This window comes from Flaviaestuariibacter amylovorans, from assembly GCF_039541815.1.
GTDB lineage: Bacteria > Bacteroidota > Bacteroidia > Chitinophagales > Chitinophagaceae > Flavisolibacter > Flavisolibacter amylovorans.
The window spans coordinates 1,173,190-1,190,236 of record NZ_BAABGY010000007.1 but is presented as its reverse complement, the minus strand read 5'-3'; the positions used below and the strand labels follow the sequence as shown (position 1 = coordinate 1,190,236).

General features: G+C 60.7%; 15 protein-coding genes and 1 tRNA gene. 7 read left to right on the top strand and 9 right to left on the bottom strand.

Translation table 11 applies throughout. The features are described from left to right. The first annotated feature begins 56 nt into the window (after positions 1–56). The 4 genes from ABD937_RS13560 (at position 57) to ABD937_RS13545 (ending at position 2,507) form a co-directional block, all read left to right on the top strand. Positions 57–127 (top strand) — tRNA-Cys (locus ABD937_RS13560). A 50-nt stretch (positions 128–177) separates the two neighbouring features. After that, complete coding sequence (locus ABD937_RS13555) at positions 178–510, top strand: hypothetical protein (protein WP_345256287.1); 333 nt, start codon at positions 178–180, stop codon at positions 508–510. Between the two features lie 30 nt (positions 511–540). Then, a complete protein-coding gene (locus ABD937_RS13550) occupies positions 541–1,044 on the top strand; it encodes an FKBP-type peptidyl-prolyl cis-trans isomerase (protein WP_345256286.1) in 504 nt (167 codons plus the stop codon). 38 nt (positions 1,045–1,082) lie between these two features. After that, positions 1,083–2,507, top strand: a complete 1,425-nt coding sequence (locus ABD937_RS13545; RefSeq protein WP_345256285.1) for an L-serine ammonia-lyase — start codon at positions 1,083–1,085, stop codon at positions 2,505–2,507. A 75-nt stretch (positions 2,508–2,582) separates the two neighbouring features. On the opposite strand, the gene ABD937_RS13540 is transcribed toward ABD937_RS13545, so the two are convergent. From ABD937_RS13540 to mgtE, 7 genes are all read right to left on the bottom strand, one after another. Then, complete coding sequence (locus ABD937_RS13540) at positions 2,583–2,891, bottom strand: hypothetical protein (protein WP_345256284.1); 309 nt, start codon at positions 2,889–2,891, stop codon at positions 2,583–2,585. 221 nt (positions 2,892–3,112) lie between these two features. Then, complete coding sequence (locus tag ABD937_RS13535; RefSeq protein WP_345256283.1) at positions 3,113–3,562, bottom strand: hypothetical protein; 450 nt, start codon at positions 3,560–3,562, stop codon at positions 3,113–3,115. A 70-nt stretch (positions 3,563–3,632) separates the two neighbouring features. Further along, positions 3,633–4,424 (bottom strand): DUF72 domain-containing protein, encoded by a 792-nt coding sequence (locus ABD937_RS13530; RefSeq protein ID WP_345256282.1) that lies wholly within the window; start codon positions 4,422–4,424, stop codon positions 3,633–3,635. Positions 4,425–4,615: 191 nt separating this feature from the next. Next, entirely contained in the window at positions 4,616–5,017 is a 402-nt protein-coding gene (locus ABD937_RS13525; RefSeq protein WP_345256281.1) for a response regulator, read from the bottom strand. Continuing rightward, positions 5,014–8,196, bottom strand: coding sequence for a PAS domain-containing sensor histidine kinase (locus ABD937_RS13520; protein WP_345256280.1), 3,183 nt, complete (start codon positions 8,194–8,196; stop codon positions 5,014–5,016). The genes ABD937_RS13525 and ABD937_RS13520 overlap by 4 nt, the downstream gene beginning before the upstream one ends. A 141-nt stretch (positions 8,197–8,337) precedes the next feature. Beyond that, complete coding sequence (locus ABD937_RS13515) at positions 8,338–9,084, bottom strand: hypothetical protein (RefSeq protein ID WP_345256279.1); 747 nt, start codon at positions 9,082–9,084, stop codon at positions 8,338–8,340. A gap of 382 nt (positions 9,085–9,466) precedes the next feature. Further along, on the bottom strand, positions 9,467–10,843 hold the full coding sequence (gene mgtE, locus ABD937_RS13510) for a magnesium transporter (protein ID WP_345256278.1): 1,377 nt from the start codon (positions 10,841–10,843) through the stop codon (positions 9,467–9,469). A 61-nt stretch (positions 10,844–10,904) separates the two neighbouring features. Here mgtE and ABD937_RS13505 point away from each other — a divergent pair, with 61 nt between their 5' ends. Further along, positions 10,905–11,303, top strand: coding sequence for an SET domain-containing protein (locus tag ABD937_RS13505; RefSeq protein ID WP_345256277.1), 399 nt, complete (start codon positions 10,905–10,907; stop codon positions 11,301–11,303). A 323-nt stretch (positions 11,304–11,626) separates the two neighbouring features. On the opposite strand, the gene ABD937_RS13500 is transcribed toward ABD937_RS13505, so the two are convergent. Together ABD937_RS13500 and mutS are read right to left on the bottom strand one after the other, a co-directional pair. Continuing rightward, complete coding sequence (locus ABD937_RS13500; protein WP_345256276.1) at positions 11,627–12,103, bottom strand: CHRD domain-containing protein; 477 nt, start codon at positions 12,101–12,103, stop codon at positions 11,627–11,629. 348 nt (positions 12,104–12,451) lie between these two features. Continuing rightward, positions 12,452–15,019, bottom strand: coding sequence for a DNA mismatch repair protein MutS (mutS, locus tag ABD937_RS13495; protein WP_345256275.1), 2,568 nt, complete (start codon positions 15,017–15,019; stop codon positions 12,452–12,454). 206 nt (positions 15,020–15,225) lie between these two features. On the opposite strand from mutS, the gene ABD937_RS13490 reads away from it, so the two are divergent. Both ABD937_RS13490 and ABD937_RS13485 read left to right on the top strand, forming a co-directional pair. Continuing rightward, on the top strand, positions 15,226–16,098 hold the full coding sequence (locus ABD937_RS13490; protein ID WP_345256274.1) for a hypothetical protein: 873 nt from the start codon (positions 15,226–15,228) through the stop codon (positions 16,096–16,098). A 57-nt stretch (positions 16,099–16,155) separates the two neighbouring features. Then, the gene (locus tag ABD937_RS13485; protein WP_345256273.1) at positions 16,156–17,034 is read left to right on the top strand and encodes a hypothetical protein; all 879 of its coding nucleotides are present in this window, start codon (positions 16,156–16,158) and stop codon (positions 17,032–17,034) included. The last annotated feature ends 13 nt before the right edge of the window (positions 17,035–17,047 follow it).

Genomic DNA, 17,047 nt, shown 5'->3' with positions numbered 1-17,047 from the left:
AGGAAGCAGCGGTGGTGCACCGGCCTTTTCGCTTACTGCCGCCGCTCATTAGTTCCGGTACCATGGCCGAGTGGCTAGGCTCAGCTCTGCAAAAGCTGCTACAGCAGTTCGAATCTGCTTGGTACCTCTTAAACCCGAATGATCCCGGCAGCCCCGGGATCATTCTTTTTATTCACTATGCTCACCTCCGAGGAACAGGCCTTCGTTGATTTCTGGACGGGGCAGCGGACCCGCCGCCGCTCTGTGGCTTCCCGTATTTCCTCGGGGCTGCCCCTCGGCGTCGGCATCGTGGTCGTGCTGTTCCTGAGCATCGCCACCGGTTGGTACCAGCGCGCCACCATGGTGATGCGCACCCACAGCTCGGTGATCCTGATGATCGTGATTGCGGCCATAGGCATCGTGCTGTTCATGAGCTATTTTTCGGCCCAGCACGAGTGGGACCAGAACGAGGAGCGCTACCAGGTGCTCCTGCAAAAACAAAAAAGTGCCGGTGCAGCAAAAGAGCTGTGACCGGTGTCCATATTAAAAGTGCAAAACACCATGCTTAAGACCCTCATTGCCTCGCTGCTTGCCCTCACCGTATTTGCCGGCTGTATCAAAGGCCGCGACGAGGTCCGCTGCCAGTACGACGCCTGCGCCGTGAAGGCGACCAACGCCGAGATCGACTCTGTGCGCGCCTACTTGGCCGCGAACAACATTACCGACGCCATACAGCACTGCAGCGGCGTGTTCTACCGCATCACCGTAGCCGGCACCGGCGCCCAGCCCGAGCCCTGCTCCTTCATCGGGGCCAGCTACACCGGCCGCCGCGTCGACGGCAGCGTGTTCGACGCCGGCACCTTCCCGCAGCCCTACCAGCTCACTGCGCTCATCCGCGGGTGGACCAACATCCTGCCCCTCGTTAAAACAGGCGGTGAGGTCATCCTTTATATCCCCCCGTCGCTGGGATACGGTGGCCGCGAGATCCGCGACGCCAACAACAACCTCGTGCTGGCTGCCAACTCGATGCTAATTTTCACCGTGCAGCTGACGTCCGTACAGTAAGGGCGGCGAATTGCGGTAGATTTGCGGAAAGATCACCCGTGGCACACGAAGCGATATCCGTATTCGACATTTTCAAGATCGGCATCGGCCCCTCGAGCTCCCACACCCTGGGACCGTGGCGGGCTGCGCAACGCTTCACCACGTTGCTGGAACAACGCGGGCAGCTTGCCGGCGTTGTTGCGCTTAAGGTGCTCCTGTATGGCTCCCTCGCCAAAACCGGCAAAGGGCACGGTACCGACGTGGCCGTGCTGCTCGGCCTCGCCGGCGACGACCCGGTGACCTTTGCCGTGGAAGAGCTCGACAACAAGATCCGGCGCATCGGGGCGGAAAAACGTATGGACCTCGCCGGCAGCTATGTGCTGGCTTTCGATCCGGTAGTTGACGTTGAGTTCTTGATGTCGGAGTCGCTGCCCTTTCATCCCAACGCCCTCAGCTTTCTCGCCACCTTCGCCAACGGCGAAGCCGTTTCCGAAACGTATTACTCGATCGGCGGGGGCTTCGTGGTGCAGGAGGGCGAAACGCAGGCCGCCGGCTCCGTAACGCTGCCTTTTCCCATCAACGACGCCGAGGACCTGCTGCACTGGTGCCGCAAAACGGGCCTAACCATCCACGAGGTGGTGCTCGAAAATGAAAGCGCCTGGCGTCCCGAGCCCGACACCCGCGCCGGCGTGGGCCGTATCTGGAAGGTGATGCAGGAATGCGTCTTCCGCGGCTGCCACACCGAGGGCACCCTACCCGGGGGGCTCAACGTGAAGCGCCGCGCCGCCGGCCTCGCCAAACGCCTCCTCCAGGGAAAGACGTATGCTTCATACGATGAGTGGATCGCGGCCATCCGGGGCGGCGGCAACCACTTTCAGTACATCCTCGACTGGGTGAGCTGCTTTGCCCTTGCCGTGAACGAGGAGAACGCCTCCTTCAGCCGCGTGGTCACGGCGCCCACCAACGGCGCTGCCGGTGTGATTCCCGCGGTACTGCATTATTACAAGCTCTTTTACCCCGACGTCACCGACGACAAGGTGCTGCAGTTCCTGCTGACGGCTTCCGAGGTCGGGTCCATCTTCAAGAAGGGAGCGACCATCTCCGCGGCCATGGGTGGCTGCCAGGCCGAGATCGGCGTGTCGTCGTCGATGGCGGCGGCGGCGCTTACCGAAGCCCTGGGCGGCTCGCAGCGGCAGGCGCTGATGGCGGCCGAGATCGCCATGGAGCACCACCTGGGCATGACCTGCGACCCGATCGGCGGCCTGGTGCAGGTGCCCTGTATCGAGCGCAACACGATGGGTGCGATCAAGGCCATCACGGCTTCGCAGCTCGCGCTGCAGAGCGCGCCCGATTATGCCAAGGTCTCGCTCGACAACGTGGTGGACACGATGTGGGCCACGGCGCTCGACATGAACTCGAAGTACAAGGAAACGGCCGAAGGCGGCCTCGCCGTCAACATCCCGCTCAGCCTCAGCGAGTGCTAGGGGAGTGTTTATTGGTCTATTAGTCTATTAGTAATGCCGTGAGGGTGCGGCTTCGCTTTGCGCGGCGGTACAACATTACAACTGCTGGAACCCGATCACACCGTATCGGCGTACACGCTCTTCTTCGTAGATCGTGGTCACATAAAAGCGCTTTCCCGTACGGCAAAAACAGATGCCGCAGGCGTCGGACTCCCCATCGTTGCGGACCTGAACGTCGAGCGGGGCGAGCTCAAGGCTGTCGAGGTAGCGGCGCACCGATACAACTGTGGCGCTGTCGGTGGCACCCGTTGCCCAGTGTTCGTCGCAAACGATCTGGGTGTAGCGAAAGCTGACGTATTTTTCACCCGTTTTCTTCTGACAGGCCCAAAGCAACCAGAGGCACAATACCCCCGAAGTGACTAATAAGCGTAAGAGCCTTCGGCGCGGGATCGTTGCGCTCCAATGCTTGCCTGTCCGTTCATCTACCGGCATAGGTCGAAATTTATCTTAAACTTATTGCATCCTGATCATTTGACTTGCACTTGTCGACGACGCCCTGCCGACAGAGATCAATGAACCCGAAGCGGTGGCATCGTTGGCGGAGCTGTCTGTTTCAGCAAATTGCCTTAGTAAAACTCAAGTTCTTCATCCTGCAGCTCCCGCCGGATCCAGAGGATGCTGGGAAAATAGAAAAGACAGGCCACCAGGTTGAAGATCCCGTAGTACAGGAAGGTTTTGCGGCCCGACAGCACGAGCAGCACGCAGCACACGCCGCAGATCAGCAGTGGCACGGCCAGCCGGAAGGAATAGAGCCGCCGGTAGCGGGCGACCTTTTCCTCGTGATCACCTACCTGGGTAAGCTGCTGAAGCTGCCGGCGGTGGTAGGCGCCGTGTCCGAATACAAGGGCCAGGGTGCCGATAAAGAGCGGCGTGGAAGAAACAGCAATGAAATCTACCCGGCGGCCGATGCCCTGCTGCGCAGCCCACCAGGCCACGGCGAGCATCACAAGGCCGGGCAGGAGCGTAGCCCAGTAAATACGGGTGAAATCGGCCTTGCGGATGAGCGGGAGCGGCATGTGCTGGTTTTATCAAAAATACGATCCCCAAGCCGTGCCTTTGCTGTTGGCCGGTAGCAGGAGCGCCCCTTCAGGAAGGCCAGCCCGCCAGGTCCTGCGCGGTACGGGCATTGCCGGGCGCGGCGGCGGCGGCGGTGTTGTTGAAATACAGGTAGGTCTTCCGCGCCTGCGGGTCGGTGCGCACAAGGTCGATGATCTGCCCGATGAAGGTTTCGGAGTACCCCGAATAATACAGTTTCGGCGCGCCGTGAAACCGGTAGTAGATCAGCGGGGCGTTGGAGATGAGGTCGGGGGAGAGGCCGGGGTAGGAGACGCCGCAGAAGGTAACGCCTTCGCTGCGCAGCCGCTCGTATACATCGGGTCGCCACCAGCTGTGGTGCCGGAACTCGATCACGTTGTTGAACTCGGTGCTGAGCTGGGGCAGCACGAGGTCCAGGAAGTCCTCGCTGTAGTGGATGGAGGGCGGCAGTTGAAAAAGCAGGCACCCGAGCTTCTCCTCGAGCCCGTCGGCGGCGGTGCGGTAAAAGGCTTCGATGAGGTCCGCGGTATCCTCGAAGCGGCGCTCGTGGGTGATCTCCTGTGGCGCCTTGAGCGTGAACGTAAAGCCCTCGGGGGCGATGTCATACCAGCGCTGCAGGGTACGGGGCTCCGGGAAGCGGTAGAAGGTATTGTTGATCTCAAGGGTGTTGTAGTGCTGGCAATAGTGCTCGAGCCATTTGGTTTTCGGAAGTCCTTTCGGGTAGAACACCTCCTTCCAGCTGTCGTAGTGAAAGCCGGAGCAGCCGATCCGCCACTCGGCCCCGGCCCCCTGTCCCCCGAAGGGGGAACTTAGATCGTTGCTATCCTTTTCCCTTGGTGCCATAACAATAGATGCACGACCCAAAATAGGTGCCGATAATTTTCAACGATACACAACGTTAATCACGAGTTTGGGTACAAGGTGACCGATACCGCTCCGCAAAATTGTACTTTGAGAATAGCCGCGATCGGAAAGTATGATCCACCTAAGTTCCCCCTTCGGGGGACAGGGGGCCGGAGACAGCGGCCGGGCTGCTAAGGCAGCCAAAGGCTCTGTACCATTTTGGCGAGCTCCACCAGCTTCGAGAAGGTGTCGGGCTTCGTCACGAAGCAGTTGGCGCCGAGGTGGTAGCAGTGCTCCTTGTCGCGGTCGGAGGAGGAGGTGGTGAATACGATGATCGGGATGGCATGAAAATCCTCGTTCGACTTGATCTCCTTGAGGGCTTCGCGGCCGTCTTTGCCGGGCATATTGAGGTCGAGCATGATCAGCGACGGCAAGCCGTTGCCGCGGTGGGCCTCCAGCCCGTTGATCAGCGCATCGCCGTTTTCCCAGAACGCATAGGCATCGCCGGCGCGTCCCGCCTCGAAAGCGTCGCGCAATATCTCCCGGTCATCGGTGTCGTCGTCTACAATCCAGATCACATAATTTTTCATCATCTCGGCAGGATTATCGTGAAGGTCGCCCCCTGGTCGGGTACGCCCTGTGCCTGTATGGTGCCGCCATGGTGCTCCACGATCTTGCGTACGATGGCGAGGCCGATGCCGTTGCCCTCGTATTCGCTGCGCCCGTTGAGGCGCTGGAAAATCTGGAAGATCCGCTGCGCATATTCATTCTCAAAGCCAATGCCATTGTCCGTGAACGTTAGTTCGAGGTAGCCGGATGCCTTCCGGAGCTGCGGGTCGTCCACGTCGGCCGGCAGCAGCTCGCGGTGGCGGATGCGGATCACCGGGGGCACGCCCTCGCGCACGAACTTGAGCGAGTTGCTCAGCAGGTTCTGGAACAGCTGCCGGAGCTGCGACGGTACCACATGCGCCTTAGGAAGCGGCTCGGCATCGATGGTGCCGCCCATCTGCTCGATCTTGAATTCGAGGGTCTGCACGGCGTCGGCGAGCAGGGCCTCGAGCGAGTGCTCCTCGAACCCTTGGTTGCCCGAGATCCGTGATACTGATAGCAGGTCGTCGATCATGGTCTGCATCCGCTGCGCGGCGTCCACTACTTTCCGGAGGTATACCTGGCCGTCGGGGCTCATGCGCTCCATCTGCGAGGCCACGAGCCGGTCGCCGAAGGTGGCGATCTTGCGGAGCGGCTCTTTCAGGTCGTGCGAGGCCACGTAGGCAAATTCCTCGAGCGATGCGTTCGACTGCTCCAGCTGGAAGGAGTTCTGCAGGAGCTTGCGCTCCATCTCCTTGCGGTGGTTGATGTCGAGGGCGGCGCCCAAGATCTGTTGCACGTTGCCGTCATCGTCTTTCCGGAACACCACCTCGCGGGCGAGGAGCCAGTACCAGCCCCCGCTTTTTTTCCGGAGCCTGCATTCGTACTGCATCATCGATTCCTGGTACTGGAAGCGGCTGTCGCTTCCTTCGCGCTCGGGCAGCAGCAGCCAGTCGTCGGGGTGATACAGCCCACGCAGCCCTTCGGTATCGAGGTCCAGTATTTCTTCGGGCGTGTAGCCGAGCACGTAAAAGATCTCGCGGTTGAGGTATTCGAACTTTCCCGACGGCACATCAAAGAGGTAGAGCACCGTAGGAGAGGCGTCCGCGATTTGCTGGATGAAGTACTCCTGCTCTTCGATCTTATGAAGGGCCTCCATCTGCTCCGTGACGTCGAGGGAGATGTTGAGCACATGCTCCACGTGGCCGGCGGCATTGCGGTCGAAAACGGTGCCGAACGTGTGCAGCCAGCGCCAGGATCCCTCGCGGTGCCGCACGCGGTAGCGGAATTCCACGATCGGGTCGGAGACCTGAGGAGCCGCATTGACTTCGGCGAGCACTTCGTTGTTGCGCGCCATCAGCGCGGGGAGGTCGTCGGGGTGAATACGCTCCACGATGAAGGGCACGCCTCCTTCGAGTACTTCCTGCGAAGTGTAGCCGAGCAGCTTGTGCATCCCCTCGCTCACGAAGGTGTAGCGGCCGCTGTTGATATGGTACGAGGTGATGATGGAGGGGGTGGCATCGGTGATCTTGCGCAGGAAATTCTGGTTTTCCTTGAGTGCCTGCTCCGTCTGGTGGCGCTCCGTCACGTCGAGCTCGGCGCCGAAGACGCGCACCAACACGCCCTGCTCGTCGCGAACGGCCTGGGCCATGGAGTGAAGGGTACGCGTTCTGCCGTCGGCGGTCACGATGCGGAAGATGTAGTCCTCGGTGTCGCCTTTGAAGCCGCGCTGGATGCTGGCCTCGATATAGGGACGGTCTTCGGGATGCACGAAGGAGAGGAACCGTTCCATCGAAACCGGCTCCGACTGCGGCGCAAGACCGTAGATGGTGTACAGGTTGTCGGTCCAGGAAAGGCGGCCGGTGGCGGGCTCCCAGCACCAGTTGCCCATATTGGCCAGCACTTCGGCCTGGCGGTAGAGGCGCTCGTTCTCCTGCACCTGGTGCAGCAGGGCCATCCTGTCGGTCACGTCGTGCACGGTGCCGGTGATGGAGAAGGGCTTCCCGTCGCGGTAGTGTACCACCCCGCGCGACCACAGGTGCTTGAGGCGGTCGCTTCCCTGGTAGCGGTATTCGGTTTCGAACGTACCGGTTTCGAGGCTTCGGGCGATATCGCGGTCTACCCGGGCAAGGTCCTCGGGGTGCACCCGGGCACGGAAGCCATCGTTGTCGTTGATCGGCACTTCCAGGATCTTGACGAGCTCCGGTGTGCCGATCGACGACCCGCCGTCGAGCACCCAGGTATAGGAGCCGATGCGGGCAATGGCCTGCGCTTCGAGCAGCTGCTCCTCGCGCTGGAGGAGCTGCGCGGAGGTGGTCATCTCGTTGTCGATATTGAGGCAGATGGCGATCAGCTCCTGCACGGTGCCGTCCGCGTCGCGCCGGAATACGCTTTCGTAATTGCGGAACCAACGGTATTGTCCGTCTTTGCCGCAGAGGCGGTACTGGTAGCAATGGATCGCTCCGTCGCTTGCCTGCGCCAGTGCTTCGATGCTGCGCCGCACCTGGCCCTGGTCGTCGGGGTGCACCAGCCGGGCGATGGCATCCGCGCCAAGTGCGTTGAGCTCTTCGCGGGTATAGCCCATCACGGCGGCGAAGTTCTCATTGGCGTGTTCGTTCCGGAAGGTGCGGACATTGAAGATGTACAGCGCTCCCGGAAGGGTGGTGTTGATCTTCTCGATGTACAGGCTGCGCTCTTCGAGCTGTTGCTGCAGGAGGCGGGTGAACGCCTCCATCACCGCGGTCTGGTGCTGGAGCAGGAAGCGGTCGATCTCGCCCACGATCTGAAGGGCCTGCGTGCTCTCGACGCAGTATTCGGGGAGAAAGTGGAGCAGCGACTTTTTTCGGATATAGCCGGTCTTTACGATGTCTTCGGCCGCCACCTGGTGACGCTCGAAGGGAAAGCCGTTGCTGAGCCATTGCGCCAGGTTGTGGCGGGTCCATTCGCTCGCGGTGTTGTCGGAGAGGTGCTGCAGCAGCTCCGCCACGTGGCTGCGGAGCAGGGCTTTTTGCTGTTCTGGCGGGAGGTGGGCCAACTGGCCCAGGAGTGGCAGGTGTTCTTCCTGCGCAAACTGCCACTGGAGCAGGGCTACCTCCCCGAGCTTATGGGTCAGCAGGTACGTCGCGTACCCGCTGAGGTGCCGGAGGTCCAGGTTGCTTTGTTTCGATTCGGCTTTCGTTTGCACGGAATGGTGTTTGGCGCGGGTCAGGAGGGCCCACTGGTTAAGGATCCCCGTAAAGATAAGCTGAAACGCGGGATGAGGCAAGGGGGGCAGGGCATCAAAAAAGGAGGCGATTGCCTCCTTTTCAGATCGTTATGCGTCCGCTCAGCCCTCGCCGCGTCCGGGCCCGGAATACGGATCTTCCTCGTTGCTTTCCTGGCGGTCGCCGCCGAGGCTGAAGTACTTGTTCTCCTCGTCGCCCTGCCCGAGCGATTCGGTATCGGTCTCGTCGGTCTCGCCAGGAATGTCGAGCCCGGCGCCGGTGCGGAGCTGGCCGAAGCTTTCCTCGTTGAGCGGGTCGCCGTCGAAGTCGCGGTCGTCGAGGCGGGCATTATGGAGGCTCGTTTCGTCGTCGCTGGGATAGTCGGTGCTGGCGAGTGCCCGTACCTCGTCGGCGCTTACGTCGGCCTCGGTGCCGGGGCGCAGGCCGAGGTCATCGTCGCCGTCCACGTCCTGCGGGGTGCCGATCTCGGAGCGCCGGCCGCCGGAAGTGCGGATGGCGTCGGTTTCGCGGCCGGTATCGTCGGGCTCGGGGGCTACTCCGCTCGTTTCCGGCGCTTGTTGCGACTGGCCTCCGCGCTCGCTGTTGGTGGCGGAGTTGCCGGAAAAGCGCTGGCTTACACCGCTGAGGTTTTTGGAGTTGGGAAGATTTTCCACATCAAGGTCTACGCGGTGGCTGTCGGTACGCTTGTCCATGATATCTTCTCGTGCCGGGTAGTGGGGGTAGCCCGGGAAATCCTGGTCGGTCTTCGGATCGGGCGATTGCTCTACCTCGCGCTTGCTGTCCATGGCCTTGGAAGGGTCGTTCTCCGGGATCTTGTTCCGCTGCTTATCGTCATTCGGCTGTGCCATAATCTTCGTTTCGGAACCTACTGAAAAGTTCGTGCCTACCTCACCCCGGCCCGGCCCATCCCCCGGCCCCTTCCCAAAGGGAAGGGGTGACTCTGTGCAACGGTTCTCACTGGGTGCCAATTTTCTTTTCTGCGATCATACTGCTGTTTGCTCGACGATCACTACGGTATGGTTGCCGAAACACCCAACGGGTCTTACCTATTCCACCGCGGCTTCCAGAGCTCATTACTGGATAAACTAAGAAACAGCGCTACACCAGATTTGCCGACGATGCCGCATAAAAAAACAGCATCCTATGATGACAAACCAGAGGACAGACGCGACAATAAAGAATCTTCCTCTTTAGTCACCCCTTCCCTTCGGGAAGGGGCCGGGGGATGGGTCACAGGAGCTTTCCCATAAGGAAGAGGTAGGCCACCGAGAAGTAAATGATGAGCCCGGTAACGTCCACCAGCGTGGCGACGAAGGGCGTGGAGGAGGCGGCGGGGTCGGCGCCAAGGCGCTTCAGGATGAGGGGCAGCATCGAGCCTACCAGCGTGCCCCAGAGCACGACCCCGATGAGCGACAGGCCGATGGTGCAGGCAATGCTCCAATAGTAGATGCCGAACACGTCGGAGAACGAGTTCCAGACGAAGATGACGGTGACGCCCATGATGCCGAGCGTGCCGCCGAGCAGGAGCCCGGAGAGGATCTCGCGGCGCATGATGAACCACCAGTCGCGGATGCTGAGCTCGCTCAGCGCCATGGCCTGGATGATGAGCGTAGCCGCCTGCGAGCCGCTGTTGCCGCCGCTGGAGATGATGAGTGGGATAAAGGTGGCGAGCACCACCACTTTTGCAATTTCGTCTTCAAACCGGTGCATGGCCGTGATGGTGATGAGCTCGCCCACGAACAGGATCATCAGCCATACCACGCGCTTGCTGAACAGGCTCATCAGGGGGATCTCGAGGTAGGGCTGCTCGAGGGCCGCCGTACCACCGATCTTTTGGATGTCTTCGGAGAACTCCTCGCTCGCTACCCAGAGGATGTCGTCGATGGTAACGATGCCGAGGAGCTTGTTGGAGTTGGAGACCACGGGCAGGGCCACGCGGTTGTTCATCTTGAAGGCCTCGTTGGCCTCTTCCTGGTCCTGGTAGGCGTTGAGGGCGATCACGCGGTCGTCCATAAGCTCGCTCACCCGGCTGTCGGGGTCGGCGAGGATGAATTCGCGGATCCGGAGGTCATCGAGCAGCTCGCCCTTCTCGTTGATGACGTAGATGACGTCGATCGTTTCCGTGTTCTTGCCCACGCGGCGGATGATGTCGAGTACCTCGGCCACGGTATTGTCTTCGTAGATATACACGTAGTCGGGGGTCATGAGGCGGCCCACGGAGTTCTCGGGGTAACCGAGCAGCGAAAGGGTCACCTTGCGCTCCTCGGGGTTAAGCTGCTTGATCAGCTCGCGCACCACGTTGGAGGGCAGGTCTTCGAGGAAGGACGTGCGGTCGTCGGGCGGAAGCTCGTTGAGCAGCTCGGCAGTCTTGGAAGGAGAAAGCTCCTCGATGATCTTGCGCTGAACGGGGAACTCGAGGATACGGAAAACGCCGGAAGCGCGGTGCACCGACATCGCAGCTACGATCTGTGCTGCCTGCTCGGGTTCTTCATAAACGAGGTCGGCGATCTCCGTGATGTTCTGCTGATCGAGGAAGGCGTGGAGCGCGTTCGGATCCTCGTTCTGCAGCACATGCTCGAACTCCTGCTTCAATAATTCCAGCGACATGGGTCAAAAATACGCGCAATTCAAAACGCGGGCGAAAACGATTATTCCGAATCTTTGCCGCGTGAATGCGATCAACTATACGCACCCCGCACTGAAGGTGCGGTCGTCGGACCGGCGCGGCCGCGGTGTTTTTACAGAGATGGCGATGCCGGCGCAGATGCTCGTGGAAGTGGCCCCGGTGATCGTGATGAGCGCGCGCCACCGCCAGCTCCTGGAACAGACGCTCCTGCACGATTACATCTTCGAATGGGGCAAGAGCCGCACGCAGTGCTGTGTGGCGCTTGGGTATGTGTCGCTCTATAACCACTCGTACCAGTCCAACTGCGAGTACGAGATGCACTATGCCGAGCAGCTTATTCTGATCCGCACGGTGCGTCCGGTAAAAAAGGGGGAGGAGCTGTTCATCAACTACAACGGCGTGTGGGACGATGACGCGAAGCTTTGGTTCGATGCGCACTAGGGGAGCTCAGATCGGAGATCTAAGATCTGAGATCTGGGCTGACGCACGCGAGGGATTTCAGATTTGTGATTTTGGATTTCAGATTTATTGCTGGCGCGCATGACGGAAGCTCCTAAATCAACCCCGTTGCTTTACTGAAATTCTTGCGCCCGTGTCTCCTTTTTCAGGACCGGATCCAGAGCCTGCTTGTCCGCACGGGAATTGACCAGCAATAAACACATCCGAACTGTAATCGACCCCTTACAAATAAACCAATAGACCAATAAACCACTAAACGAAAAGCCCCGACGGTACCGTCGGGGCTTTTCGTTTAGTGACATTTCTTATCGGTTGAACTCGAGCTGGCCGCGGAGCTCGCCACCGGCGGCGGCATTGGCGTAGGCCTTCGTGTGCAGGTCGATGTAGTAGCGGCCGGAGAGGAGCTCGTCTTCCTTCAGCACGATGCCGTCGATGAGCAGGGTGTTGCTGAAGGAACCGGAGGTACGGCGGGGAACGCCGGAGGCTACGTTCTGGATGATGGGCGCCGCAAATCCGGCTTCGCCGAGGCCGTGCACGTGGATGGCCGTAGCGCTGTCGGTAGCCTGCCAGCGTACGGTATAAGAAAGGAGGCGGGTGTTCTGATCGTAGGAAGCTTCGACAGTGCCGGAGCCATTGGAAACGGGCGTAGGCTGGGGCACCACTTGCTGGAAGGTCATGGGGTTGGTGCTGGTATAAACCTTACCACTGGGCGATTTGGTGCAGGATACAGCGAGAACCAGGGCGAGGGCGGCAAAGCCGGAAAAGCGCAGGCTATGAAGCATAGGGAGCTTGATTTGGGGGCAAAAATAATATTTTCTGCCAATGGCCGGTGAGAAGTTTCCCCCAGCCCACCCCCGGCCCCTCCCCAAGGGAGGGGAGCCGTGAGCCGTCAGAAGATGAATTGAGTGAGATAGGCCAAAGCCAGGTGTGAACAACCGGTCCGCGTTGTCATTCCTTCGGTACGCTGGGAATGACAGGTTTGCGGCAAACGCGACCTACGTGTAACACAGGAGATTGTCCTGAAGCTTCGGGGCGCTGCGCTCGCAATGACCGCCACGCGCAATAACTCCGACACGGCAAACGACCCTTTACTAATAAACGAATAGACCAATAAACGGCCGCGCAGCGGCCTACCGCAACAATCCCTTGATCTCATTCAGCTTCATGAGGGCCTCCACCGGGGTGAGGCGGTTGATGTCGAGGCTCTCCAGGAGGGTGCGGATGGCGTCGAAGGTCTGGCTGTGGGCGTCGAAGATGCTCAGCTGCACTTTCGGCCCCGACAATTCTTTCAGCTGCGCCCCGGGACCTTCGGCCACGGGCTTCGCCTCGAGCTGCGTCAGTACTTCTTTGGCGCGGGCTACGAGCTCCGGCGGCATGCCGGCCATCCGGGCCACGTGGATGCCGAAGCTGTGGGTGGAGCCGCCGGGCGCCAGCTGGCGCAGGAAGATGATCTTGCCGCCGATCTCCCGGTTCGTGACATGGAAGTTCCTTACCCGCTCCAGCTTGCCCTCCAGCTCGTTGAGCTCATGGTAGTGGGTGGCGAAAAAGGTCTTGGGCCGCTCCGGTGCGTTGTGCAGGAATTCGGCGATGCTCCAGGCAATGGAGATGCCGTCGTAGGTGCTGGTACCGCGGCCGATCTCGTCGAGCAGGATGAGGCAGCGCGGGGATACGTTGTTGATGATGGAGGCCGTCTCGTTCATTTCCACCATGAAGGTCGACTCGCCGGCGCTCAGGTTGTCGGACGCGCCCACGCGCGTGAAGATCTTGTCGGTGAGCGGTACACGGGCGCTTTCGGCGGGCACGAAGGAGCCCATATGGGCCATCAGCGTAATGAGGGCCGTCTGGCGCAGGAGCGCGCTCTTACCGCTCATGTTGGGGCCGGTCAGGATGATGATCTGCTGCTCCTCTTTGTCGAGGAGGAGATCGTTGGCCACGTAGGCCTCGCCGGGAGGCAGCTGCCGCTCGATCACGGGGTGGCGCCCTTGTTTGATCTCGAGGGCGTCGCCTTCGTGGAGCAGGGGCTTCTTGTAGTTATACTGAAGCGCGTTCTGGGCGAAGCAGCACAGGCAATCGAGGGAGGCCAGGATCGACGCGTCGGTCTGGATGTGTCCGAGGTAGTCGTGCAGCTCGTGGAGCAGCGCGTCGAACAGCTGCAGCTCGATGGCGAGCATCTTCTCCTCGGCGCCCATGATCTTTTCCTCGTAGTCTTTCAGCTCCGGGGTGATGTAGCGCTCGCAGTTGGCCAGCGTCTGCTTCCGGATCCACTCGGGCGGCACCTTGTCCTTGTGGGTGTTGGTGACCTCGAGGTAGTAGCCGAACACGTTGTTGAAGCCGATCTTGAGCGACGGGATGCCGGTCTTTTCGGACTCCGCCTGCTGCAGCTGGGCGAGGTATTCTTTCCCGTTGTGCGCGATGTAGCGCCAGGAGTCGAGCTCTTCGTTTACGGCGGGGGCCACAAAGCCTCCTTTGGCGGCCACGGCCGGCGGGTTGTCCATGATGGTGGCCACGATCTTGTCGGCCATGCGGGTGCAGGGGTTGAGGGCGTCGGCGAGTCGGTCGAGGTAGGGGGCGTCGGAGCCGCTCCAGAGCCCTTTGATGACCGCCACCTGGCGCAGGGCGCGCGCCAGCTGCAGCAGCTCGCGCGGGTTGATCTTCCGGAGCGGAATCTTCGACACGAGGCGCTCCAGGTCGCCGCACTGGCGCAGGGCATGCAGCGTTTTCTCACGCAGCTCCGCATGCAGGAGGAGGTGCTCCACCACGTCGAGGCGCTCGTTGATGCGGGCGGGGTCCACCAGGGGAAATACGATCCAGCGCTTCAGCAGGCGGGCGCCCATCGGCGTCACCGTGTTGTCGAGCGTTTTCAGGAGCGTCGCCCCGTTCTCCACCGGCGAATGCAGCAGCTCGAGGTTGCGGATCGTGAAGCGGTCGAGCCAGAGGTGACCGGCCTGGTCGATGCGCTGCAGGCTCGTGATGTGCTGAAGGTTCGGGTGCTCCGTGTCTTTGAGGTAGTGCAGGATGGCGCCGGCGGCCACGAGGGCGGCGGTCATGCCTTCCACACCGAAGCCCTTGAGCGAATGCGTATCGAAATGCTTCAGCAGGCTTTCTTCAGAATACGCCTGTGCGAAGATCCATTCGTCGAGCGTATAGGTATAGAAGCGGGTGCCGAACTCCTCTTTGAAGCGCTTCTGGAGCTGGCGCTGGAAGATGACCTCGGCGGGGCGGAAGCCCATAAGGAGCTTGTCGGCGTACTCGCGGTCGCCCTGGGCCACAAAGAACTCGCCGGTGGAGATGTCGAGAAAGGCAGCGCCGTAGGTGCCGTCCTTTTCGAGGTGCAGGGCGGCGAGGAAGTTGTTGGAGGCGTGCTCGAGGAGCTTGTCGTTGGTGGCGGTGCCGGGCGTCACCATCTCGGTGACGCCGCGCTTCACGATACCTTTGACGGTCTTGGGGTCTTCGAGCTGGTCGCAGATGGCTACGCGGTAGCCGGCGCGCACGAGCTTATGGAGGTAGGTGTCGAGGGCGTGATGCGGGAAGCCGGCAAGCTCGTTGTCGGCGGAGCCGTTGTTGCGCTTGGTGAGGGTGATGCCCAGCACGCCCGCGGCCACCACGGCGTCGGAGCCGAAGGTCTCGTAGAAATCGCCCACGCGGAACAGCAGGATGGCATCGGGGTAGCGGGCCTTGATGGCACCGTGTTGTTGCATCAGTGGGGTCTCTGCAGATTTCGTTTTGCTCATAGCGATAGCGGCAAAAATAGGCTCCCGGGCCGACAGCCATCCGGGAAAAACCTCACAGGATCGCCGTTTTTATCCCCACAAATGGTGTAGGAAGCACGGAAACCGGTAAGCCGAATGGAGCGGATCGGTGTGGATTCTGCATTCACGTCTGATCATTTCGTAGCTTAGGTACCATGAGAACCGTGCTGCTCTTTTTGCTTCTGGCCCTGCTTGCGCGGCCGGGCCGCGCCCAGGATGGGAACGACAGCCTGTCGCAGCTACTCTTCCGGGCCTGGGAGGAAAAGCGGTACGACGAAGCGGTTCGGCTGGCACGGACGGCAGTTGCTTTGCGAACCGACACCTTCGGGATCGTGTCAGGTCTTGAGATCGCCCATACGCTGAACCTGCTGCGATTGCCGTCCGCGCTGCAAAAGGACGCGCTGCGGGATGCGATCAACGAAGGGCCGCGCCGCAGTGCCGGGCAAAAACGTGAATGGGGCGTTAGCCTAGCAGCCATTTACATCGCGGAGCGTCGGTTTGATTCGGCGCTCTACATCCTCGATTATAGTCTGCGCATTCCGGAACGGCAGCGGTGCTTCGATTTCGGCGATTTTTCTGCGCGGCACCAGCACAAGCGCATGCTCGCCCTCGAGGGACTGGGCTTGCGCGATTCCGCAATCAACGTCTTTATGCCGCATTCGTTCCGGTCCGTAAGCGGAAATGAATGCCGGACCGGCGAAGAGGAGTACGCACAAATGGTCGGCGACTTCGTGCGTATCCTGCGCCTCAGGTACAGTGACGCTGAACTCGCGCGCGCAGTGGAAGAAATGCCTTCGCAGTCCGGGCTCGTGGAAACGAAGGGAGGTATCCTGCCGATGTACAAAGTCGGCCATCGCTTCGTTACCCGCTTCCTCGGGCGCGAATTCGCGGTGCACGGAGGGGGCTTCTTCGGGCCTGATGATGCCGTTGGTGAAAGACTGAAGCTTCAACGGGATGCGCTGCGGAACTCGGTGCTGTCGCGACTGCTGCGCGCTGTGCCTCCCGCATACGCAACCCTGGCCCAATAAGAAGTCTGAATGCAGTACGATTCAGGTTTTTCCCTGGTAATCTTTAATTTTTTTTACGTGAAAACTGCCCTTTTCATACTGCTGTTGATCGGTACGCTACGGGGCGCGGCGCAGGCTGATGTCGATAACGCGCGGCTCCGGGCGTTTGTGGCCGACACTTCCGGCCAGCCCGCATTGGCAGCCAGGTGGTACCTGGAGGCGGCCGCGCTCGCCACCGATACGGTACTTATCGCATCGTACCAGACTTCGGCGGGCCGTTGCCTGATCTGGGCGGCAGCACCCGCGGAGAAGGAGGAGGCGTACCGTAAGGCGATCTATCTGGGCAAATGGAATTTCGCCCGGCAGAAGACCTACTGGGCTGCCCGGCTCGCGGATATGTACCTCGCCACGAGTCGCTATGATTCGGCTTTTGCCGTACTTGATTATGGCCTGCACCTGCCCCAGATACGCCGCGGCTGCTCCATGGGCTCCTTCAACTTTAATTCAGGCTACCACCACAAGCTGATGCTGGCGCTTGAGGGCATGGGAAAGCCCGACTCCGCCATCGCGGTGTTCCTGCCCTTCGCATTCGACTTCCAAGAGGCTGCACAAGCGCCCTCGTTCACGTTCTGCCATACGGGGGACGACGATTACCATTGCATGGTCGTGGATTTTGTGCGCCTTCTCCGGAAGCGGTACAGCGCGGCCGAATTGGAGTTGGCGGCGGAAGCAATGCTGCGGGAATCCAAGACAACGATCGTCGCCTCCCGGTTCACCGCAGCCTACTTCGAGTCCACCCTGCAGGTACGTTTCCTCGGTTGCACATTAACCCCGTTCGGGAGTTCCAGCTTTATTTCCGAGTCGGAGGCCAGGGAGCGTATGCGGTCGGACACGGACCTGCTGCGCAACACGATGTTGTATCATTTACTCGCCGGGCTGTCGTCCGAGCTGTATTGAGGCTACAGGCAGT